25 protein-coding genes and 5 pseudogenes are annotated in these 21590 nt (G+C 34.8%); 20 read left to right on the forward strand and 10 right to left on the reverse strand.

The genetic code is table 11. From position 1 onward, the window contains the following. Positions 1-58 precede the first annotated feature (58 nt). From NLJ82_RS07040 to NLJ82_RS07085, 10 genes and pseudogenes are all read left to right on the forward strand, one after another. Positions 59-1009 (forward strand): ribonucleotide reductase barrel domain-containing protein, encoded by a 951-nt coding sequence (locus NLJ82_RS07040; protein WP_074543497.1) that lies wholly within the window; start codon positions 59-61, stop codon positions 1007-1009. Positions 1010-1163: 154 nt separating this feature from the next. After that, positions 1164-1742 (forward strand): annotated as a pseudogene (locus NLJ82_RS07045) (ribonucleotide-diphosphate reductase subunit beta); the annotation flags it as partial. Positions 1743-1931: 189 nt separating this feature from the next. After that, positions 1932-2699, forward strand: coding sequence for a nuclease (locus NLJ82_RS07050; protein ID WP_041185167.1), 768 nt, complete (start codon positions 1932-1934; stop codon positions 2697-2699). 135 nt (positions 2700-2834) lie between these two features. Continuing rightward, a pseudogene (locus NLJ82_RS07055) lies at positions 2835-3230 on the forward strand (ribonucleotide-diphosphate reductase subunit beta); the annotation flags it as partial. Positions 3231-3446: 216 nt separating this feature from the next. Further along, positions 3447-3827 carry a GntR family transcriptional regulator gene (locus NLJ82_RS07060; RefSeq protein WP_000687513.1) on the forward strand — a complete coding sequence of 127 codons (381 nt, stop codon included), beginning with the start codon at positions 3447-3449 and terminating at the stop codon, positions 3825-3827. Then, a complete protein-coding gene (locus NLJ82_RS07065) occupies positions 3824-4522 on the forward strand; it encodes an ABC transporter ATP-binding protein (protein WP_000137734.1) in 699 nt (232 codons plus the stop codon). Before NLJ82_RS07060 ends, NLJ82_RS07065 begins: the two co-directional genes overlap by 4 nt. After that, positions 4519-5313, forward strand: a complete 795-nt coding sequence (locus tag NLJ82_RS07070; RefSeq protein ID WP_000647934.1) for a hypothetical protein — start codon at positions 4519-4521, stop codon at positions 5311-5313. Before NLJ82_RS07065 ends, NLJ82_RS07070 begins: the two co-directional genes overlap by 4 nt. A 14-nt stretch (positions 5314-5327) precedes the next feature. Beyond that, positions 5328-6230: an ABC transporter ATP-binding protein gene (locus tag NLJ82_RS07075; protein ID WP_000528792.1), complete on the forward strand. Its 903-nt coding sequence runs from the start codon at positions 5328-5330 to the stop codon at positions 6228-6230. After that, positions 6230-7006, forward strand: coding sequence for an ABC transporter permease (locus NLJ82_RS07080; RefSeq protein WP_000475449.1), 777 nt, complete (start codon positions 6230-6232; stop codon positions 7004-7006). The genes NLJ82_RS07075 and NLJ82_RS07080 overlap by 1 nt, the downstream gene beginning before the upstream one ends. Before the next feature lie 202 nt (positions 7007-7208). Further along, positions 7209-7880: pseudogene (locus NLJ82_RS07085) on the forward strand (CPBP family intramembrane glutamic endopeptidase); the annotation flags it as partial. On the opposite strand, the pseudogene NLJ82_RS07090 reads toward NLJ82_RS07085, so the two are convergent. After that, a pseudogene (locus NLJ82_RS07090) lies at positions 7865-7972 on the reverse strand (Lrp/AsnC family transcriptional regulator); the annotation flags it as partial. The pseudogenes NLJ82_RS07085 and NLJ82_RS07090 overlap by 16 nt on opposite strands. Before the next feature lie 63 nt (positions 7973-8035). Between NLJ82_RS07090 and NLJ82_RS07095 the strand changes: the two are divergent. The 3 genes from NLJ82_RS07095 (at position 8036) to NLJ82_RS07105 (ending at position 9559) form a co-directional block, all read left to right on the forward strand. Next, entirely contained in the window at positions 8036-8527 is a 492-nt protein-coding gene (locus NLJ82_RS07095; protein ID WP_002027309.1) for a carboxymuconolactone decarboxylase family protein, read from the forward strand. Continuing rightward, entirely contained in the window at positions 8520-9074 is a 555-nt protein-coding gene (locus tag NLJ82_RS07100) for a cysteine hydrolase family protein (RefSeq protein WP_001064625.1), read from the forward strand. Before NLJ82_RS07095 ends, NLJ82_RS07100 begins: the two co-directional genes overlap by 8 nt. Before the next feature lie 86 nt (positions 9075-9160). Continuing rightward, the gene (locus NLJ82_RS07105; protein WP_000435206.1) at positions 9161-9559 is read left to right on the forward strand and encodes an SseB family protein; all 399 of its coding nucleotides are present in this window, start codon (positions 9161-9163) and stop codon (positions 9557-9559) included. 180 nt (positions 9560-9739) lie between these two features. Here the strand turns inward: NLJ82_RS07105 and NLJ82_RS07110 are convergent, their stop codons facing one another. After that, positions 9740-10660, reverse strand: coding sequence for a S66 peptidase family protein (locus NLJ82_RS07110; RefSeq protein WP_000640088.1), 921 nt, complete (start codon positions 10658-10660; stop codon positions 9740-9742). Between the two features lie 115 nt (positions 10661-10775). On the opposite strand from NLJ82_RS07110, the gene NLJ82_RS07115 reads away from it, so the two are divergent. Next, complete coding sequence (locus NLJ82_RS07115; protein WP_000495259.1) at positions 10776-11870, forward strand: NAD(P)H-dependent flavin oxidoreductase; 1095 nt, start codon at positions 10776-10778, stop codon at positions 11868-11870. A 17-nt stretch (positions 11871-11887) separates the two neighbouring features. Here the strand turns inward: NLJ82_RS07115 and dltD are convergent, their stop codons facing one another. From dltD to NLJ82_RS07140, 5 genes and pseudogenes are all read right to left on the reverse strand, one after another. Further along, a complete protein-coding gene (gene dltD, locus NLJ82_RS07120) occupies positions 11888-13063 on the reverse strand; it encodes a D-alanyl-lipoteichoic acid biosynthesis protein DltD (protein ID WP_001030285.1) in 1176 nt (391 codons plus the stop codon). Further along, positions 13060-13299, reverse strand: a complete 240-nt coding sequence (dltC, locus tag NLJ82_RS07125) for a D-alanine--poly(phosphoribitol) ligase subunit DltC (protein ID WP_000807310.1) — start codon at positions 13297-13299, stop codon at positions 13060-13062. Before dltC ends, dltD begins: the two co-directional genes overlap by 4 nt. A 68-nt stretch (positions 13300-13367) precedes the next feature. After that, positions 13368-14534: a D-alanyl-lipoteichoic acid biosynthesis protein DltB gene (dltB, locus tag NLJ82_RS07130; protein ID WP_000127951.1), complete on the reverse strand. Its 1167-nt coding sequence runs from the start codon at positions 14532-14534 to the stop codon at positions 13368-13370. Beyond that, a pseudogene (dltA, locus tag NLJ82_RS07135) lies at positions 14531-16043 on the reverse strand (D-alanine--poly(phosphoribitol) ligase subunit DltA). Before dltA ends, dltB begins: the two are co-directional and overlap by 4 nt. Before the next feature lie 12 nt (positions 16044-16055). Next, entirely contained in the window at positions 16056-16202 is a 147-nt protein-coding gene (locus NLJ82_RS07140) for a teichoic acid D-Ala incorporation-associated protein DltX (RefSeq protein ID WP_000440293.1), read from the reverse strand. Between the two features lie 337 nt (positions 16203-16539). Here NLJ82_RS07140 and amaA point away from each other — a divergent pair, with 337 nt between their 5' ends. The 5 genes from amaA to NLJ82_RS07165 all read left to right on the forward strand — a co-directional run bounded on the left by amaA (position 16540) and on the right by NLJ82_RS07165 (position 19657). After that, positions 16540-17709 carry an N-acyl-aliphatic-L-amino acid amidohydrolase gene (gene amaA, locus NLJ82_RS07145; protein ID WP_001082799.1) on the forward strand — a complete coding sequence of 390 codons (1170 nt, stop codon included), beginning with the start codon at positions 16540-16542 and terminating at the stop codon, positions 17707-17709. Positions 17710-17983: 274 nt separating this feature from the next. After that, the gene (locus tag NLJ82_RS07150; RefSeq protein WP_000929014.1) at positions 17984-18160 is read left to right on the forward strand and encodes a hypothetical protein; all 177 of its coding nucleotides are present in this window, start codon (positions 17984-17986) and stop codon (positions 18158-18160) included. Beyond that, entirely contained in the window at positions 18153-18599 is a 447-nt protein-coding gene (locus NLJ82_RS07155; protein WP_000041150.1) for a flavodoxin, read from the forward strand. Before NLJ82_RS07150 ends, NLJ82_RS07155 begins: the two co-directional genes overlap by 8 nt. 24 nt (positions 18600-18623) lie before the next feature. After that, a complete protein-coding gene (locus tag NLJ82_RS07160) occupies positions 18624-19397 on the forward strand; it encodes a hypothetical protein (protein ID WP_000544556.1) in 774 nt (257 codons plus the stop codon). 98 nt (positions 19398-19495) lie between these two features. Further along, on the forward strand, positions 19496-19657 hold the full coding sequence (locus NLJ82_RS07165; protein WP_000651087.1) for a hypothetical protein: 162 nt from the start codon (positions 19496-19498) through the stop codon (positions 19655-19657). A gap of 2 nt (positions 19658-19659) precedes the next feature. Here NLJ82_RS07165 and NLJ82_RS07170 read toward each other — a convergent pair whose 3' ends face one another. Next, positions 19660-20562, reverse strand: coding sequence for an aminoglycoside phosphotransferase family protein (locus NLJ82_RS07170; protein ID WP_000378998.1), 903 nt, complete (start codon positions 20560-20562; stop codon positions 19660-19662). A gap of 78 nt (positions 20563-20640) precedes the next feature. On the opposite strand from NLJ82_RS07170, the gene NLJ82_RS07175 reads away from it, so the two are divergent. Further along, positions 20641-21159 carry a hypothetical protein gene (locus NLJ82_RS07175; protein WP_000820143.1) on the forward strand — a complete coding sequence of 173 codons (519 nt, stop codon included), beginning with the start codon at positions 20641-20643 and terminating at the stop codon, positions 21157-21159. Between the two features lie 63 nt (positions 21160-21222). Here NLJ82_RS07175 and NLJ82_RS07180 read toward each other — a convergent pair whose 3' ends face one another. After that, entirely contained in the window at positions 21223-21372 is a 150-nt protein-coding gene (locus tag NLJ82_RS07180; protein ID WP_000744620.1) for a hypothetical protein, read from the reverse strand. Positions 21373-21390: 18 nt separating this feature from the next. Further along, positions 21391-21564, reverse strand: a complete 174-nt coding sequence (locus NLJ82_RS07185; RefSeq protein WP_000343560.1) for a hypothetical protein — start codon at positions 21562-21564, stop codon at positions 21391-21393. Positions 21565-21590: the final 26 nt, after the last annotated feature.

The following is a 21590-nucleotide window of genomic DNA, read 5'->3' on the forward strand; positions in this document are numbered from 1 at the left end:
CAGTTGCATGAGCAACGGACTGAGGAGTAGCGAACTCGGTTGAACATTCGAGACAGAAATTTTCCAGCTTCAAGAAACTTCTGAAATTAACGATTACGGTACAGATGACATTATCCGTCGTGATATTAACTGTAACTTAGGATCGTTAAATATCGTAAATGTAATGGAAAATAAAGAAATTCGTGAAGCAGTTCATGCGGGAATGGAAGCTTTAACAGCTGTTTCTGATATGACGATCATTCCGAATGCACCAACTGTGAAAAAAGCAAATGATGAGCTTCATTCAGTAGGGCTTGGCGCAATGAACTTACACGGATATTTAGCAAAAAATAAAATCGCTTATGAAAGTGCAGAAGCGAAAGAGTTCGCTCGTACATTCTTTATGATGTTAAATTACTACTCTATTGAGAAAAGTATGGAAATCGCTAAAGAAAAAGGCGAAACATTTAAAGACTTCGATAAATCTGATTATGCGAATGGCACATACTTTGAAAAGTATGAAACGACAGATTACAGCCCAGTAACTGAAAAAGTTCAGCAATTATTTGAAGGAATTCATATTCCAACAAAAGAAGATTGGACAAGTTTAAAAGAGCAAGTGCAGAAGAATGGTTTATACAACTCATATCGTCTTGCTATCGCTCCGACACAATCAATCAGTTACGTTCAAAATGCAACTTCAAGCGTAATGCCGATCGTAAGTCAAATCGAATCAAGAACGTATGCGAATGCGACAACATATTATCCAATGCCGTATTTATCAAAAGATACGTTCTGGTACTATAAATCTTCTTACGATATGAATCAGTTTAAATTAATTGATTTAATCGCAGAAATTCAAGAACATATTGACCAAGGTATTAGTACAATTCTTTACGTTAATAGTGATATTTCAACACGTGAATTAGCACGTTACTACATCTATGCACATAAAAAAGGCTTAAAGAGTCTGTATTATACGAGAACACGTAAATTAAGCGTGGAAGAGTGTGTGGCTTGTACCGTTTAATGGCATATTGCCATACTAAATGAATAACCCAAAAGTATGAGCAGGGTTATGAACCCTGCTCATACTTGGTTTGTTCTACTAAACGGTTAGCTTTTCATTATTAGATGGAAATTTAACCGTTCAGTAGAACAATAATAGATATAGGGGTGATTCAATGCGCGCTGTTAACTGGAATAAAAAAGAAGACGATTTCAGTTTAATGTTTTGGAAGCAAAACATCGCTCAGTTTTGGACAGAAGAAGAAATTGCGGTTTCGTCTGACAAAAATACTTGGGTGCAATTATCGAAAGAAGAGCAAATTGCTTATAAGCGTGTATTAGGTGGTTTAACACTTTTAGATACGAAACAAGGTGGCGAAGGAATGCCTCTTGTACTTGTTCATCTTGAAAATTTACAAGCAAAAAGTGTATTAGCTTTCATGGGTGCTATGGAAGAAGTACATGCGAAGAGTTACAGTCATATTTTCACAACGTTAGCTACTGAAGAAGAAATCGATGATATTTTCGAATGGGTAGACAACCATCCGTTACTTGAGAAAAAGGCTGGTATTATTACAAGTTACTATCGTCGTTTATTAAAGCCTGAAGTAACGAAAAAAGAGTTATACATGGCAATGGTAGCAAGTGTGTTCTTAGAAAGTTACCTATTCTATAGTGGATTCTTCTATCCACTTTACTTAGCTGGTCAAGGAAAACTAACAGCAAGTGGTGAGATTATTAACCTTATTATCCGTTAACTAATAGCGGCTTTTGGTAGAGATACCAATTGAAAAACCCTTTTAATTGCTGGGAACCCCTATTGTAAATTTATCTGTTATATTATTGATGAATACATACATTCAGGTTATTCTCTAACTATCAATGGATGGAAAGGAGAATAGCTGATAGGGCAATCAGCAGCGAAGCCTTTATCTAGCGATAACATGTACGGAATTTACTATTTGAAAATCAATGGGAAGTATTATATTGGTAAAGATGTGCAAGTTTCGAATTTAAAACGAATTAAGGAACATATGTGGATGTTAAAGAGTGGCACACATTATAATAAGTATTTACAAGCAGCATACTGTAAATATGAATTCACCTTAGAATATGGAGTTCTAGAGGAGATAGAATGTTCATTGGAAGAATTGAGTGAGATTGAACAACAGTATATTTGGCAGTATGATTCTTATAATAATGGCTATAATTTAACTTTAGGTGGAGAAGGATTGGGTGGAATTAAATTCACTGAAGAACAATTAGAAAAGAAAAGACAACGTGTTATAGGTGAAAAAAATCCACAATCCAAAATTACAGATGCGCAATTTTTTGAGATTGTAGAATTATTAAAGGACGGCAAGACAAACCCAGAAATTGCTGAAATATATAATCTTCATCCTAATTATGTGTCTTTAATTCGACATAAGAAACGTTTTAAACATCTTTGGGAAAAAGTGCGAAATTATATTCCGGTAAAATCTGAGCACCAACTGAAAACAAGGGGACGTGTTACTCTTGAAATGTTTTTGGACATTGTTCAGATGTTACAAGCCGGTGAATCAAATGCATCCATTGAAAGAAAACATGGGTTATCGAGCGGCACAGGAAGCCGTATCAGACACCGAAAGCTGTATAAACAGTGGTGGGTACGATACGTAGATAAAGGAACGTTCAACGACTATCCCAATGGCGGTGAAATTCCGCAATAGGAGTAGGGCCAAGCGGTGGGTGAGAATCCCTTAAATCGAAATGGAGGGCTACCTGAGAAGGTAGATGATATAGTCTCTTCTTACAGGAAACTGTAAGCTGTATAAACGGCATAGGAGTAGCGAATCTATGTGAAGGTAAAGGATGAGTCAATTCACGGCGTATTCGTCGGTATTTTAGCACAACAAATCTTCGCGGAACTTTCTGCAGAAGATCAACAAGAAGTGCAAAAAGAAACGCAAGAGTTATTAATGGAACTATATGAAATTGAAATGGCATACACAGAAGAAATTTACACTTCTATTGGCCTTGTAGAGGATGTAAATCGTTTCGTTCGTTACAATGCGAATAAAGGACTTATGAACTTAGGACTTGAGCCGAAGTTTGAAGAAGAAGAAATTAACCCAATCGTTTTAAATGGTTTGCGTACAGATACGAAAAACCATGATTTCTTCTCTGTAAAAGGAAATGGTTACGTAAAAGCGACGAACGTTGAAAAGTTATCTGATGATGACTTCGTGTTTAATTTTTAATATATGATCATAAAGAAAAGCTGTCTTATCAATGAATAAGACAGCTTTTCTTTATGGTTTTGTTTACATAACACTATTATTTTCGTATAACGATTTCTGTTTGAAAAATTCTATCCAGCTAACGGACAGAATTTTTTTGTAAGTAAATGGGTATTTACAATCCTTTTGTATCGGTGTATTATTTAACTAGTACACCGATACAAAAGGAGGGAAGAAATGAAAATAGAGTTTTCTCCAAATACACCAATTTACATTCAGGTAATGGAATACATAAAAAAAGAAATCGTAACAGGACATTTATTGCCTGGTGATAAAATTCCCTCTGTACGTGAATTAGCGAGTGAATTACAAGTAAATCCAAATACGATCCAGCGTACATTTCAAGAGCTAGAACGAGATGGGGTTGTTGTAACACGTAGGGGAATGGGACGATATGTAACGAATGAAGGGGAGAAAATTATGGAGCTGCGAAAAGAGATGGCGAAAGAATTACTTCATTCTTTTATAGATGGAATGGACAATTTAGGTTTTTCAGAAGAAGAAATTCTTACAATCCTTCGTTCTTCATTACATGAGAAAAGGGAGGAGAGCGAATGACAGAGCTATTAAAAATAGAAAACTTATGGAAGAGATACGGATTAAAAGCAGTGATTCGTGAATTAAACATAGAGATTACCGAAGGGAAAATTGTTGGGCTTGTTGGAGATAACGGAAGCGGGAAAACGACGTTATTGAAAATGATTGCTGGTCTGCAGCATCCTTCTGAAGGTAGTATTACAATCGCTGGTAAAAAGGTAGGATTAGAAACGAAAGAAATTGTTTCTTTTATGTCTGATAAACCAGTATTTGATGATTGGATGACAGTAAAAGATTCTATATTTTTCTACCGTGATTTTTATAAAGACTTTGACATTCAAAAAGCGGTAGATACGGTTGCGGAGTTTAAAATACCGTTAGAAGAAAAAATTACAGCTTTATCAAAAGGGATGGTTGAAAAGCTACAAATCATTTTAACATTTTCGAGGAAAGCGAAGTTATACGTACTAGATGAACCGTTGGGCGGGATTGATCTCATTTCTAGGGAACACGTACTGGAACTTATTCTACAATTTTATAGAGAAGATTGTACAATCCTAATCTCGACTCATTTAATAAATGAAGTTGAAAATATTTTTGACGAAGTAATCTTTTTAAAAGATGGTGAAAGTGTACTTCATGAAAATGTAGAGGAGTTACGCTTCCAGCGAGGAAAAGCTGTTACGGATTTGTTTAAGGAGGTGTTTAGTAGATGAAGGCCAGTTTAATATATATGTACAATGCGAATAAAAAACAAATTTTTATTTCGTTATTGTCATTCATATTTATTGTAGCTGTCGCTTTTGTAAGTATGGGGAATTATATTAAACAAGAATCAGGAGAAGTAAGGCAAATGATTATTATTGCTTTAGTATTCTTAGTTTATATGATTTTTGCAGTATTAGTATTTCTGCAGGCGATATCTGCGTTTGGGAAAATGACCGAAAGTACATTATTTCGATTAACACCGATATCTGGTAAAAAAATTGTTTTAGCAATATTGTCATATGCGGCAATTAGCTTCATGTGTTTTGAAGTAATAGGTGCTATATTTGTCTATAGTATTTCGATGAAAGTAATAAAAGGTACAGAACTCTATGGAATGTTATTTACGGAAAGTACAATTGAGATAGATATAGTAAAACAATTATTTAGTAGTGTGTTATATGTATTTAATTTATCAAGTATATTGTTAGTTTTACTTTTTACAGTAGCTGGTGTGAAAGTATTTTCTATGAAAAAGAAAAAAATGGAGTATGTAATTATTTTCTTCTTATTTTTACTAGTAACGAAAATAATCAATCTGATATATGAAATGCTGGGCCGACTTGCGCCTACACCTACTTTCATTAAAAAATCAGTTTATATAGATGAATCAGTGGATATAAATCTCATACTCTATCCGGAAAGTCTTATGAATTTATATAGCCTTAGTTTTTCTATAGGAATATTTATTCTACTTGTTTATATAACAGGTCGCATAATCGATAAAAAACTAGAAGTCTAAAGGAGGAATCGGCATTGGGAAACGTAGTAGTAAAATTAGAGAATGTTCGAAAAAAAATTGGTGGAACGGAAATTATTCGTGGTTTATCATTTGAAGTTCGTGAAGGGGAAGTATACGGGTTCCTTGGACCAAACGGTAGCGGTAAGACAACGACGATCCGTATGATGACAGGTCTTATTTCAATGACAGAGGGCGATATTACAATTTGCGGTCATAGTATTCGCACGGAGCGTGAAAAGGCGCTAGAGAAAATTGGAGCGATTGTAGAAAATCCTGAACTATATGATTATATGACAGGAATGCAAAACTTAAAGCATTTTGCGAACATGGCAATTACACCAATTAGTAAAGAGCGCATTGCTGAAATTGTAAAACTGGTTGAATTAGAGCATGCGATTCATAAAAAGGTGAAAACATATTCACTTGGTATGAAACAACGTTTAGGAATTGCACAGGCATTACTTCATCAGCCGAAAATTTTAATTTTAGATGAACCGACAAATGGATTAGATCCAGCTGGTATTCGTCAAATTCGTGATTATTTACAACGTTTAGCGAAAGAAGAGAATATTGCTGTAATCGTATCAAGTCACTTATTAAGTGAAATTGAACTCATGTGTGATCGCGTCGTTATTATTAAGCAAGGTGAGTTTGTACAAGAGTACAACTTACATGAACAAGCAAAACATGATGAGACAGTAGTTGTAGCGTTTGAAGTAGATCAAGTACAGAAAGCAAATGAAATCATTAAAGGGAAGGCACAAAGAAATGTCATTGTAGTATCTGTAACGAAAGAAGAAATTCCACAACTTGTAAAGAAACTTGTGAATGACGATGTGCTTGTATACGGAGTTACTGTTCAAAATAAAACGTTAGAGGATGAGTTCTTAGCGATTACAGGGGGAGTGAAAGCGTAATGTTTAAATTAATTCAAAATGAATTTTTAAAGCTGCATGCGAAAAAAGGAATGTATATTTTAATTGGTGTTATTGCAGTATTGGAGATTTTGGGAGTTTTAGTGATGCTGAAATGGGGAGAAGGAACTGAATTTAAAGGATCATATTTAGATTTTGCAAGTTCAGATATTGGTTTAATTACTTTGTTTACAACGATATTTGGAATTACAATTGCTGCTCGTATGATTACTGATGAGTTTCAAAAAGGTACAATTAAGCAGTTATTAATCCGTCCAAGAAAACGAATGACAGTTTTATTCTCTAAATATATTACAGTGTTACTTACTATAGTATTTATCATATTTGCTAGCACGTTAATTGCAATGATTATTGGCGGAATTGTAATGGATGGTAGCAAAACAGAATTAACGGTAGGAATCGTAATGAAATCTACTTTATACCAAGTACTTTCACCGTTCTTCTTTGCGACGCTTGCATTTTTCTTAGCAAACGTATTTAGAAAATCTGTATTACCATTAATTATCACGATGTTCTTCTTCTTTTTACAAGGAGCAATTAATATGGCACTAATGATGTTTGCAAAGGGTGTAGCGAAGTTTGTAGTATTCTTCCATTTGGATTTAAGAGCTTACGACAGTAATAAATTAATTAGTGGCGGAGCAGAACCACCATTCACAGAATTTACGTTTACAACTTCATTATTACTTGTAGCTGCATACTTTGTTGTATTGCTTGTAGCATCAAGTGCATTATTCCAAAAACGTGACGTATTATAATAAAAGAAATCCCCGCTTGTAAAAACGGGGATTTTTATTACATAACTTGCTCAGGTAGTGCAACTTGAAGAGCAGTAATATAGTATTTTAAGAGATATGTTGTTTGAAAGTAATTGAGAAAAATAGGAAGAGTTTCAACTATATTCATATTATAATGTAGTTATCTGACCATTTACTTTTACTATCTTTGGAGGTGTTCTATATGCATTATGCATTTTCACGTATAAGGCTACGTAGCTTTTTTGGATGGATGATTATAGGGTTGTTCCTTACGATGATCCCATTAGGTCTATCAAATGTTTCTGAGAATACGATGGAGGTTATTTCACAAATAACTGTGTTTTTTGTATTTCCATTATTTTGGTTATACGTAAAAACCAATAAAAATAATGTTGTATTTAATAGTTTTTTTGATAAGCCAGGACGTTTACCGTGGGGATTAATTGTATTAGCAACGATAATGGGAATGATTTTTTCAGTCGGTATATCTCATATTCAATTTTACATATTAGCACATACGTTACCGAATTTCTTAGTTACTATGTTAGAAGACGGAACTGTTATTAATACGAGTAACATATATATGACGATATTTACTTTCGTTTCAGCATGTGTATTAGCACCAATTATGGAAGAGGTTATTTTTAGGGGCTTCTTTTTACAGCGAATGGCTTATAAATGGGGGATTAAAAAAGCTGTCATTATATCTTCCATTATTTTTGGCTTAGGACATTTTGATGTCATTGGTGCGTTCATGTTTGGTGTTGTTATGTGTCTTTTATACATAAAGACACAAAATATATGGACGAATATCGCTGTACACGCTCTAAATAATTTAATTGCAACAAGTATGCAATTTGTTGGCGGAGAAGATAAGTTTACTCGTTTCGCCAATTCACGCATGGAAAGGCGACTATCATTATATAATTCATTTAAAATTTTTCGATCAACACGGTCTAGTTGCATTTGTAAATATACCTCCAGTAAAATGATAATTTTTGTAAAGGAAAAATATAAATTAAGATTCATATGAAATGTAAAGAGAACTTTATTTATTTTACAATAAAACTGAAGGGAATAGGAGGAAAAATAATGGAGAGAATTTCATTATCAAATGTAGGAGATACAAAGTTTCAAAGGTTATTAGGTCATAATCCGGAAATATTACATTCGTGGAGTACATTAGAAAATACATTATACAATAAAGGAACTCTTTCAGCAGAGTTAAAGGAGCAAGTGAGAAGAACATTAGCGTATGGGAATGAATGCCCGTACTGTATGGCAAAGGGAAGGCCTGATGATATGCAAAAGGTAGAAGAAATTGGTGTAGCAGTTACTTTTGCGCATACATTTATTCATGACAAAAAGGCGATAGATGATACTATGTTTCATGTATTGAAACAATATTGGACGGAAAAAGAAATTGTAGAGCTTTGCGCTTATATTTGTTTTATTACTGCGTCACAACAATTGGGTTTTCTGTTTCAATTACAGCCGAAAGAAGGAGAAAATGATGAATAATCAAATAGCACTTATCATAATTGATGTACAAAAAGCATTTCAATTACCATACTGGGGTGAGAGAAATAATCTTTTGGCTGAAGAAAATATGAGAATTTTGTTAGCAGAATGGAGAAAAAGGAAACGACCAGTTTTTCATATTCAACACGTAAATAAAGAAAATGATCAGTCGATGTTTTATGAGGGAGCAGAAACGATTAACTTTAAAGAAGAAGTGAAACCACTGTCAGGTGAAGTGGTTATTCAGAAAACCGTTAACAGCGCGTTCATTGGAACAAATTTAGAAGAGCAATTAAGAGAAAACAAATGTAATGCAGTAGTGATTGTAGGATTAACGACAAATCACTGTGTGGAGACTACGACACGAATGGCAGGTAATTTAGGATTTACAACGTATGTAGTGCGTGATGCGACGGCTACTTTTAACCGTAAAGGTCTAGATGGTAAAGAGTATAGCTCAGAAGAAATTCACAATATGACACTTGTAAATTTACATGAAGAGTTTGCTACGATTGTGACGACAAAAGAAGTGTTAAAATTATTTTAAGAAAATAATTGCGAATTATGTAGAAAAAAATAAGAATATTTCGTATAATTTAAGTACAATCATTTTGAAAATAGGGGTGGCATCATATGGAGCAAATTCCGGTAAAGAGAATAGAAGAAGTACTTGTTGTAGCAGGGGATGACAAACAAAAGCAAAAGGAATTTTATGAATTGCTCTTATCTACTGAGTTTTATGTTGCTGGCTCACTAGAAGCAGAGGAAGGGGCAACAGAAGGGATACTTCGTTTGCGTCATTTCCAAGGAGAGGGTAGATGGATCGTTCCGTTCTTTACACAAATGGATTTTGTAAAAGATGTGTTGCCAGAAGGAACACCCCTTATTACGATACGTGGGAAAGAATTATTTGGTAGCATTGAAAAAGATGCTACAGCAGTATTAAATGTCGGTACGGATATAAGTAAAACATTTATTCCAGAAGAAATTGCAGATATCGCATCTGGACGAATTTTTAACTATTATAAATAAAGTGAAACTTTAATCAGTGGGGGCTTTCTTCATCCCCCACTGATTATCAGCCCTCACCAATCGGGCTTTTATGGGCAGCCCGACCCCCACCTAACTTCTTTGCTTTCGCTGAATTTTGATGTGGGGGTCTTACTGTCCATTAAAGTGGGATAAAAGGAAAAGCTGAATTGCTTTTCCTTTTTAATTTGAACACGGAGTAGCTATGCCAGAAGAAATAGAGAGTGTTTTATTATTTGTATTTATTGTCGCTGTAGCTCCAAGAGGGATTCCGATGTTTGGGCTTATATGTCCAATCGGTAAACCGAATAGGACAGGTATAGCATATGAAGTGAAATATTCATATAGTATTGTTTGCAATGATTGAGATGGTTTAGAAGGAGTGCAGTCATGACAACTTGTAAAAATAACACCACTACATTCATGAAACTTTCCAGATAAAAGTAGCTGATTTAACATACGATCAACGCGATACGGTTCTTCCCCAATGTCTTCAAGCAATAAAAGTTTATTGGCTGTATTTATCTCGTAGGAGGAGCCAATGATACTCGTTAACACCGCTAAATTGCCTCCAACTAACTGACCTGTAACTGTACGGGAAGAGCTAGGTACGATACATTCTGAAGCAGATAAGATGGTTGAATACGGATGAAATAGTTGGTTGAAAGAAGATAAAGAAAGAGAATCTACACCTTTCCCTAATTCTTCAACCATTGGGCCATGAAAAGTAATAAGCTTTGCATAACGTGAAAAGGCAGTATGTAAAGCTGTAATATCACTATATCCCCAAAAGATTTTTGGATTTTGCCGAATGATTTCATATTGAATGTGAGGGAGGAGACGAGCGCTACCGTAACCACCTCGTGCACAGAAAACGGCCTTTACCTCATGATTTGAAAATGCTTCATGTATATCATCAAGCCGGACTTGATCCCTTCCAGCTAAATACCCATATTTCTCATAAACACTCTTCCCGATTACTACAGATAAACCCATTTCTTGTAATACCTTTACACCTTTTAATACATTTTCAATTGTTGGTGGCCCGGACGGTGCAATAATCATTACTGTATCACCTTGTTGTAATGCATTTGGATATATCATTGTTTTCAGCCTCCTTCACTTTCAATATATTCGCTTCGTAGGAAGTTCAATCCTTGTAAAAGAAGGGAAAAGTTTGTCAAATAAAGAAGATATAAAGAGAATAGGAGGAGAAACAATGTTTACAAGTCGAGTCATAGATACATTACAAATTAAGTATCCCATCATTCAAGCCGGTATGGCGGGTGCGATTACGACACCAGAACTCGTTGCAGCTGTGAGTAATAGCGGAGGATTAGGAACGCTTGGAGCAGGCTATATGAGCCCAGAACAAATTCGTGAAGCAATTTATACAATAAGGGAGCTAACAGATAAGCCCTTCGGTGTTAATTTACTTTTAACAAAAGAGATACAGATAGAAGAAGAGAAGATAAACTTGGCAAAGAGATTACTTAGCGGAGTGAATAGAGAATTCGGTATAGAGGAAGAAGAGCAGGTAAAGCTTCCAAAAAGTTATAAAGAACAATTACAAGTGTTAGTAGAAGAAAAAGTACCAGTCGTTAGCTTTGCGTTTCAAACGTTAGAAAAAGAAGAGATAAATGATTTGAAAAGAAGTGGAATAAAAGTCATCGGCACAGCTACTCATGTGGCAGAGGCGAAAGTGCTTGCTGAATTAGGAGTAGACATTATTGTCGGTCAAGGTAGCGAGGCAGGAGGGCATAGAGGAACGTTTATCGGGAAAGAACAGGACGCTATGATTGGTACGTTTGCATTAATTCCGCAGCTAGTAGCAGCAGTTCCGCATATCCCGATTGTTGCAGCAGGTGGTGTAATGAACGGGCAAGGGCTTGTTGCGGCATTTACACTGGGAGCAGAAGCTGTTCAAATGGGATCAGCCTTTTTAACGAGTGAAGAGAGTATTACGCATGACGTGTATAAAAAAGCGGTTTTACGTAGTACAGATACGAGTACAACTGTGACTCGTGCGTTTTCCGGGAAATATGCACGAGGTATTCGTAATGAATTTATAGAGAAGCATGAAGGGAAAGAAGAAGACCTTCCGATGTATCCGGTGCAAAATGTATTAACCTCTAAAATACGCCAACAAGCAGCAAAGCAAAATAATGGAGAATATATGTCACTTTGGGCAGGACAAGCGTCATCATTAGCACGAATAGAATCAGCTCAGCATGTAGTGGAGAGAGTGATGAAAGAAGCAGATAACGCAATTGAACAATTGCAAAATGTATATAGAAAAAGACCACTTGAATAATTCAAGCGGTCTTTTCATTAGTTTGCTTTATAAAATTGTTGGATGGCCTCATCGATATAAACCCAGCCTTTCCAACCTAAGTGCATGTGATCTTTTAAGAAGTATTTATCATACTCATGATTTGAGAAGTCAGCAATTGGATAGCCAGCTTTCTCAATTTGCTCATGAACTTTCTTATAGTACAATTCTCGGCGTTCTTTCGGGAAGCCAGCGTAATCGTACCAAGGACCTTTTACAGGAACAGAAATGAAGAGTGGTTTTGCACCAGATTGTTTTAATAAATCAAGTGCAATTTGTAAATCTTCATATTCTGGCGATTGATCATAAGCATCATTTTTTAAGTAGCCTTCACGTTGCTTTAATTTCTTCTTGATTTTGCTGTTGAAGTAACCATCTTCAATACCGTAATTGTTAGATCCAGATTCTGCTGCACCTGTTTGATCTGCATGTTTACGAGCCTCTTCCCAGCTCATTTGTTTTAATGAAGGGTCAAGTTTTTCTTTATGCGGTTTAATATTAAACATAGCTGTAAATAAATCTTTACGATCTAAAATGTTACGATAAATATAAGCGAAAGGTTTAGCAGCAAGTGCTTTTACTTTATGCTTTGTATCATCGTAAACGATACCTTCAAGCGAAATTTTTAATAAAGTTTCTTTCTTAACGATCTCAAAGTTCAATAAACGCTTTGCAATTTGCTTTTTCATTTCAGGTTTTACATCATCGTTGAAAATGAAGTGGTAACCTTGTTGCTTTGAAAAGTTAGGTGCAAAGTGTGTTTCATCAATACCTTGTGGCACAAACCATTGCGGAGAAAGAACGAATACCATTTTCTTATCCTTCAATTGATCCATCGTAGATGCAAAGTTTAATACATGTACAAGGTCTTGTGTTCCGCCACGTCCAAGTAGGAATGGTGTGAATCCTTCAGGCTTTACTTTGAAATAATTTGATGGATGGTAAGCATCCATACGTGCGAATTCCGATGAACCATACATCGGAAGGTATTTCGAGTCTGCTAACATCTTTTGCTGTAAAATCATACTTTGAATCTTTTCTTCTTTTAAAGAAGTTGCAGCTTGTTCTACTTTTTCGTCACTTAAAAGCGGGAGTAGAAAGCGCGTCGGAATAAGTAGGAATACAGCAAAAAGGGCCAATGCTAAAAGCATCGGACCAAATTTTGCTTTGTTCATCGGATTTCTTCCAACTTCTTAATAACCATGTTTGGAGTAGCCCACTCGTCACGATCAAAATCAGAAATAGAAACTTCAATATCTAAACGCTCTTGGAATTCAACTAATAAAGATACTACAGCGAAAGAATCAAGAATACCTTCTTCAAATAATTGAACATCTAAGTTTTCTTTTACAATATCGTTTTCACATACTTCTTCTAAAATATCTAATACTTGCTCTTTAAATTCTGCCATTTTTAAAATCTCCTTTATATCCGAAATATATTATATGTGCAACTTCTTAATGGTATAAGAAGGGTGCATTAAAAGTATCTGTTAAGGTGTCCAGAGAAAATTAGGAAACCGAAACATACAACGTGGAACGTAATTACGATCGCAAGGACGTGTGTAAATTTGTTGTTTGGCCAAAACTTATGCTTTTTGTTTTTTCGTTCGAAAATATCGAATAGAATAAACAGTGCGGCATGATAAAGACCATAAATAATGTATTGATACACATGCTCACCAGTAATATGCCAAATTCCCATAATGAAGAAGTTTAAAAACGCCCCGATATACGAAATAGTGTAACGGTTCTTAATTAACTTTTTCTTCGTTGCAAAAAAGACGAAACGCATGTAAATAAAATCACGGAACCAGAATGATAAACTCATGTGCCAGCGGTTCCAGAAGTCTTTAATATTACGACTAATGAACGGTTTATTAAAGTTTTCTGGCGTTTTAATACCCATCATATAACTCACACCAATTACAAATGAGCTATAACCAGCAAAGTCGAAGAATAAATATAAGCTATAGCTATACATGTAAATCATATTGGATAGGATTGTATCTTGCTGTGCAAATGCCGGATCCATAAAATATTGCTTTATTAAGTAAGCGATAATAAATTTATACAAGAAACCTTGGAAAATACGGTTTAATCCAGTATATAGTAAATTTTGATATTCTTCTGCACTAGGTGGCTTTTGAATATCTTTTTGGAATCTACGGTAACGATCGATAGGTCCTGTTGAAATTGCTGGGAAGAATAAAACGAATTCCCAAAAATTAAAGAAGGATAGTTCTTTAATTAAACCATCACGAACTTCAAATACCATTTGTACTGCCCTAAATGTTACATAAGACATACCTAAAAATACAATAAACTTTAGGTCAGGTGCAAATGGTGCGATTTTTGCCAAAATAAGTGGCAAAATTGATAAAATAACAGCTATACAAAACGTGAATGTACTATTATTTTGTTTTCTTAAAAGTAAATAGCCTTTAATTAGGGTATATTGCCAAATAATAAATGCGGCTAACATAATCGCTTGCTTCGGTTTATCTGAGAAGATAATAGCAAGCATGACTAATGTTAAAACGGCATTATATTTACGCAACATTTTACCTTTTAATCCAGCTATGATAGTAGGTATTAATAAAATGCCCACTATAGCGAAAAAATAAAATGATCCATATGCGGTCATGCTGTAACCTCACTCAATAATTTTTTGCGATCTACCTTTCCATTTGGTGTCATTGGAATAGAAGATTGATACATGAATTTACGTGGAATCATGTAGTTTGGTAATCGCTCATTGAGTTCTTTTTTGATTGCAGATGTTAATTTGAATTCTTTTTCAAATGAATGTTCTCCAGGAACAACAACCGCTAATAAATAATCGTATTTCTCACCTTTTTTAATTGGAACGATAACTGCTCCTTCTACGTAAGAACACGCACGAAGGTGATGCTCAATTTCTTCTAATTCCATTCGATAACCATGCAGCTTAATTTGGAAATCAAGACGACCATTATAGAATAGAAGACCATTTTCAACATAGCCAGCATCGCCTGTTTTATAGGCGCGCTCACCGTCAATCATAGTAAATGCTTTTTCTGTTAATTCAGGGCTTCCTAAATATCCAACGCTTACGCTTGGACCAACAATTACGATTTCACCTTTTTCACCATCAGGCGCAATCGTACCATCTTCTTTCATAATAAGAAGGCGGCAGTCTGATTTACAGTAGCCAACTGGAAGTGATTTGTATTGATCAAGCACTTCTTCTGTAACGTGAATACCTGTTACAGCGACAGTAGCTTCAGTTGGACCGTACGTATTCATAATTGTTGCTTTCGGGAAACGCTCAATTAATTTTCTAGCTACTTCATTTGGTAACACTTCACCGCAGAATAAGAATGTTTTCATGTTTGGTAGCATACTCTCAGAGAAAGATGCTTCCATTAAACACATTTCTGCGAAAGATGGTGTGGAAGTCCATACTTGTATATCCGATTGCTCTAAAGAAGCAAACAAGTCTTTTGGACGTGCAATCATATCTTTATCAATTGCCCAAAGTGTACCCTGTTACTAATGATGGGTAAATATCCATGACAGATAAATCAAATGAGAAAGGTGCTTGGTTTAAGAATACTTGCCCCGTTTGTAAGTTGAAATCTTCTACAGCCCATTTTGTAAAACTTACAAGGCAGTTATAAGTAATCTGAACCCCTTTCGGATTACCTGTGCTTCCTGATGTGTAAATAATGTAGAAGTTTTCATCACCTTTTACCGCATGTTCAGGATTTGGAGTTTTCCCTTTATGAGTAAAGAAAATATCTTTTAAGTTGTCCTCACTTACAATGCGAACTGGTAAATCAGTTACAGTTACTTCAGTTCCTGATAAAAGTAGTTTCGCACCAGAATTTTCAGCGATACGTTGTACACGATCAGCTGGGATAGATAAATCTACAGGAATATAAGCATGTCCAGCTTTTACACATCCTAAAAAGTTAATAATCATTTCAGGTTGCATATGGCCATACACCATAATTGGTGAACGATCATCTGGATACTCAGAAGAAATCCAATGTGCTAACGCATCAGAATCTTCCTTTAATTGTTTGTACGTAATTTTCGCATCTCGCCAAACAAAAGCAGTTTGATCAGGCGTTTCAATAGCCCACTTTTCAATTTGTTCTAATAACTTCATAACGTTCCCACCCTAGAATTCATTGTAAATAAATGTACTTGTGTTTGTATCATGGAATCCATACAACCAAAGTAATGCAAATAAAATTGCAAGGTAATAAACCGTCTTTGCAACCCATTGTGTGAGTGGTCGAGACCATATCTCTTTTAATCTTTCCATGTCTTTCCCTCTCTTAATGAAATAATAGCTCTTTGTAGGTATCATGTCCTACATTATTGTGAAAAAAACAAAATTCCACATTTTAGGTAAAAATAAGTCAAAAGGCTCTTTTCTGATATTAGCACTAAATACTAAAAAAGAAAATCCCTAACTTAGCAATTATATTACATTCAGCATCAATTTGTAATGGATTTGATATGTAAATAGGAAGTGGATTGTGTGAATACATAAAAGTGGACTATAAGAATGCGAAAAAATAGAGTATTTGTTTTTATTAATCACTCGAGACAGAGTAAAGTTTACAATTTCTATCTCTTTTGAAAAGGAGGAAATTATCATGAATAGAGTGTGGAAGAGTTTAATTGCGGAAGAAAATATCGTGAAATGGAGAAGACATTTTCATAAGTATCCGGAATTATCGTTTCATGAGAAAGAAACTTCACAATTTATATATGATACATTATGCACATTTTCTTCTTTTGAAGTAACGAGACCGACGAAGTATAGTGTACTAGCAATTAAAAGAGGAACGGAACAAGGGAAAGTAGTTGCGATTCGAGCTGATATAGATGCTCTGCCAATTCAAGAGGAGACGAGTAAATCTTATACGTCTGTGAATAAAGGAATGATGCATGCATGTGGACATGATGCTCACGCAGCTATTTTGTTGGGGACAGCAGAAGTACTGTCAAATATAAAGGAAGATTTTGCAGGGGAGATTCGTCTATTTTTTCAGCACGCAGAAGAGGTATATCCCGGCGGGGGACAAGAAATGGTTGAGGCAGGTGTAATGGACGGTGTTGATTATGTAATAGGTTTACATGTTATGTCAGGACTTGAGAGCGGAAAGATAGGAATTGCGTATGGGCCGATGATGGCGGCACCAGACGTATTTACAGTTGAAATTCAAGGGAAAGGGGGACATGCGGCGAGGCCGGAGGAAACGATAGATCCTATTGCTATCGGAGCGCAGATTATTACAAATCTACAACATATTGTATCAAGAAATACAAGTGCTTTCATGCAAAGAGTCATTTCAGTTACGCAGTTTCATGGGGGAATGGCTGATAATATTATTCCTAGTGCAGCAACTTTAATGGGCACTGTTCGTTCATTTAATCAAGCATTAAGGTTGGAAGCAGAAGAGAAAATTGAGAAAATCGTGAAAGGAATTACAGAAGCACATGGAGGGTCGTATACATATTCGTATCGATATGGATATAATCCGGTTATTAATGATGAATATATTACGAAAGTAGTAGAAGAAAGTGCACTACATTTGTTTGGAAATGAGCGTGTTGTGAAGCTTGAACCTTCTATGGGAGGAGAAGATTTTTCGGCATATTTAAGAAAAGCACCTGGTTGTTTTATTAAATTAGGGACTGGTAATAAAAAGATAGATACTTGCTACCCGCATCATCATCCAAAATTTGATGTAGATGAATCAACTCTCATTTATGGAGTGGAATTATTTTTAGAAACAACAATGAGATTATTGAAATCATAGAAAAGTATAAAGTGCAACTTTAATCAGTGGGGGTTTTACTGCCCATTAAAGTGGGATAAAAAAAGGCAACTGCGCTCTATCGCAGTTGCTTTTATTTCTTTCCGTCAGAGAGGGCTGAGAAAGAACTATGCTCATTTATAGTATATGAATAGCTAACGGACAAGCTTGTACATTTTAATCATTTTTAAAAAAAAGTTGTTGACAGTGATAATCAATATCAATTAATCTAAAAATAGTTGAAATTGATAATTATTATCAATAGGATGGATGCGACATGTTAATGAGAAAAAAATTTCACCTTCTACGGAGGGGATTAAAAGATAAAACTAAAGAAGTTGATCAGCATATGGAATGGCAACGAAATGTAATTCGTTCTGAATATGTAGATGAGAAGAAGAGCATTCAAACAGAAAAAGAGATACAAAGTAAGGGGAGAGGTTCAGTTGAGTAAGTTAGTAATGATTTTTGCAAGTATGAGTGGAAATACAGAGGAAATGGCTGATCATATTGCCGGCGTGATTCGTGAAACTGAAAATGAAATTGAAGTGATTGATATTATGGATTCACCAGAAGCTTCTATATTAGAACAGTATGATGGAATTATTTTAGGTGCATACACTTGGGGAGATGGTGACCTTCCGGATGATTTCTTAGATTTTTATGACGCAATGGATTCTATTGATTTAACTGGGAAAAAAGCGGCAGTATTCGGATCATGTGATTCGGCTTATCCAAAATATGGCGTGGCAGTTGACATTTTAATAGAAAAGCTAAAAGAACGCGGGGCAGAAGTTGTGTTAGAAGGATTAAAAGTAGAATTAACGCCAGAAGATGAAGATGTAGAAAAATGTTTACAGTTTGGAGCTGAATTTGTAAAACACCTTTCTTAATGGCAGAAGGGAGATGAAGAGCAAGTGCATGAGAAAATCGCAATTAAAACGATGACAGATTATCATTTGTATGATTTTATGCGTTGTCCACATAAATTTTATTTTCGTCATATCAAAAGAAGAGAACCTTCTTCGTTTGAATGGCAACAAATCGCACAAATGATTGTGAATCGAATTATTAACGAATATTACACATTACCGGCAGGCCAACAAACGAAAATTGTACTTTTAATATTAATAGAAAAGTATTGGAAAAAAGTAAGGGTTAATATGTTTGCTTCGAAGATGGAGTATTACATTGTGTTAGCGAAGCTAACGGATCACTTATTACAGTTTGTTGAAAGAGATGATAGTCAGACACCACCGTTATTTTTATATGAAAAATTTCAAACATATATGGAAGAGTTAGGTGTCCACATGTCATTGACATTAGAAGTTGGTGAGTGGAGTACTGAGTCGTTTGTAATTAAAAAGTATGTTGTCGATGCGGATGAGGAAATGCTTGCTCTTTGTCAAAAGCTAATGACAGTATTTAGTTATAAAGCTTTCGGCATTCTTCCAGGGAAAATTGAAGTTATTAATTTAATAGAAGGAACTAAGTATGACTACACTCCGAAACAGGAAGATATTATAACTGGAATGGCTCATTTATCTAGAATGAAAGAAATGTTACAGCAACCTGAGCATTATACAGAGCGTCATTTTCGTTCTGAGTGTATAAGTTGTGCATTTCGTAGTGAATGCCAAGGGGAAGAAGTAAAGAAAGAAGCGAAACAGAAGAAAAATATCGTACATTAAAGGATGCAAATTTGCATCCTTTTTTGTTGTTGACATGAAAAGCTTTTCATCATGTATCGTATATTTGTAGCAGATTTTAATAAAGGGAGGAATAATCAATGAAAGATGAAACGAAAGTATTTCAATGGTTAAAAGAACAGAATGCCCCTTTTGGAATTCAACTGCAAATTTTACAAGCATTTCAACTATATAAAGTCATTATTGAAATGGATAAAAAGTTAATGATGTATGAGGAGAGGGAATATAGGGAGAGAATGTAATCTCATCCCTGTAGTATTACTTTCAGTTGTTCTATACTTGCTAGAAATTCAAGTTCATTCTTTGTTTCAAAGTTATAAATTATATTATGTAGTAAAGGACTGTATTGATAAAAACTCGTGATGCGGTGAATGAGTAATGGATCATGGTGTGAAGTAAGTGTACAGTATTGTTCATATACTGATGTAGTAAATTCATGTCCGAAATCATCATATAGCCCAGCAAAGTCAAAGGCAGGATCTCCAATTTGAGCATCACCAAAATCAATGATTCCTGAAATGGTTTTATTTTGTTTATCAAATAAAATGTGATGATGTGTAAAATCAGCGTGAATGATTGTATTTTGAAATTTGGATGTAGCTAGACAGGCAAAGAAATTCTCGAATAAACGGTTTAAGGTTGATTTCTGGAACGAAGTTAGACTGTTAGTAACATACTCATTTAATTTAGTTTGTAGCTCTTTCCAGTAGGTAAGTGTTTTTTCGGTAGGGAACCCTAACGCTGTAACACTTTTTAGAGGAATGCTATGTAGAGCCGCAAGGAAAGTAGCTAATTGTGTAATAATTATTTTTCGTTCTTTTTCATCTAAGTTCGCAACTATTTCTGTTTTTAACGGTTCACCATGAATGAGAGTATAGTAGCTACAAAGAGGAACCTCATCAGATTCATTTGTATAAATTAGGTGATATTGTGGAACTTCGATTTCTTGTAGTGATTGAGTGAGAATTGTGCACAGTTCTTTTTCTAACGGAATTCGCATTGCATATTCCTGTTTTCGCGGGAAACGAAACAGTAGCTCATCATTTACTATAATCGCTACATTATCCCATCCTTCTTCATTTTGTTTATAGGAATGTATAGAAAGATTAGGCAAAGCTTCTTTTATATATTGTTTGTAAGAGTCCATAATTGTTCCTCGTTTCTAAGTTATTCCACTTTATGATATCAGAATTTTCTTTCTATATGTTAAAATATAATTATCATTATGAAGAGGGGCGGGAGTGTTATAAAGAAAAGACTATTAATCACTTCTCTATGTATCGCTTTTGGATTGTTTTGGTCATATAAAGAAGAGGTTTTTGCGGGCTATAAACCGATTGATCAGTACGGATTAAATAAGGAATTAAAAAACAAAGGTATAGAAACTTTAACTCATAATGAAATGAAAAAGGTAGGAGAACATTTTGTGACCGAGCAACTATCAGTTTTTGAGTTTACTAATAAAGAAGATGTGAAACGAAAAGGTGAAGAACTATTTGTAAATAGAGGGTATGAACAATTAATGAAAAATTATTATCCAAATCGTTTTCAGGATTTAGAGTATAAATTTATAAACGAGGAGATACGTGAAGTGACGGATGGAAGTTTTCTCTATCAAACTGTAGCGTACGTGGCGGGTACTGAAAATGGTAAGAGAAGCGAAATGAAATTGAATTATGAAATGAAAATTGTAAAGGTTAATCATACATTTAAGGTATTAGAACAAAAACAGTACGTACAATAAAGAGAAATATGAACCAGTACCATAAATAGCGGTATAAAAAATCCCCCAGTTCTTTGAGGGATTTTAAAGATTTTCATTTTGTTGACCAAGTTCTTTTTGAGCAATATATAAATTTCCTTGCTCGACTTGTTTCTGAGTAAGAACCGAATCACCTGCATACCCTTTTTCTGTTTTCACAATTCTTTTTGAACGATTGGAATTTTGTTTCTTCATATAATAAATCACCTTCCATCAAAAATAAACGAAAATGATAAGCACAAGCAATACAGCGGCAAAAATGGTAATCCCCATTAAAAACGAAGTGTTTTTATATTTAGGTTGTTTATGTACATCTTGCCGATATCCAGGTGAAATTTCAGGGGCGAATTCTTCGTCGAATGATTGCTTTTTTTCTTTTTCGTCCATATGTATCCACCTTTCTTTTTCATTAT

This window comes from Bacillus paranthracis, assembly GCF_024296885.1.
Taxonomy (GTDB): domain Bacteria; phylum Bacillota; class Bacilli; order Bacillales; family Bacillaceae_G; genus Bacillus_A; species Bacillus_A paranthracis.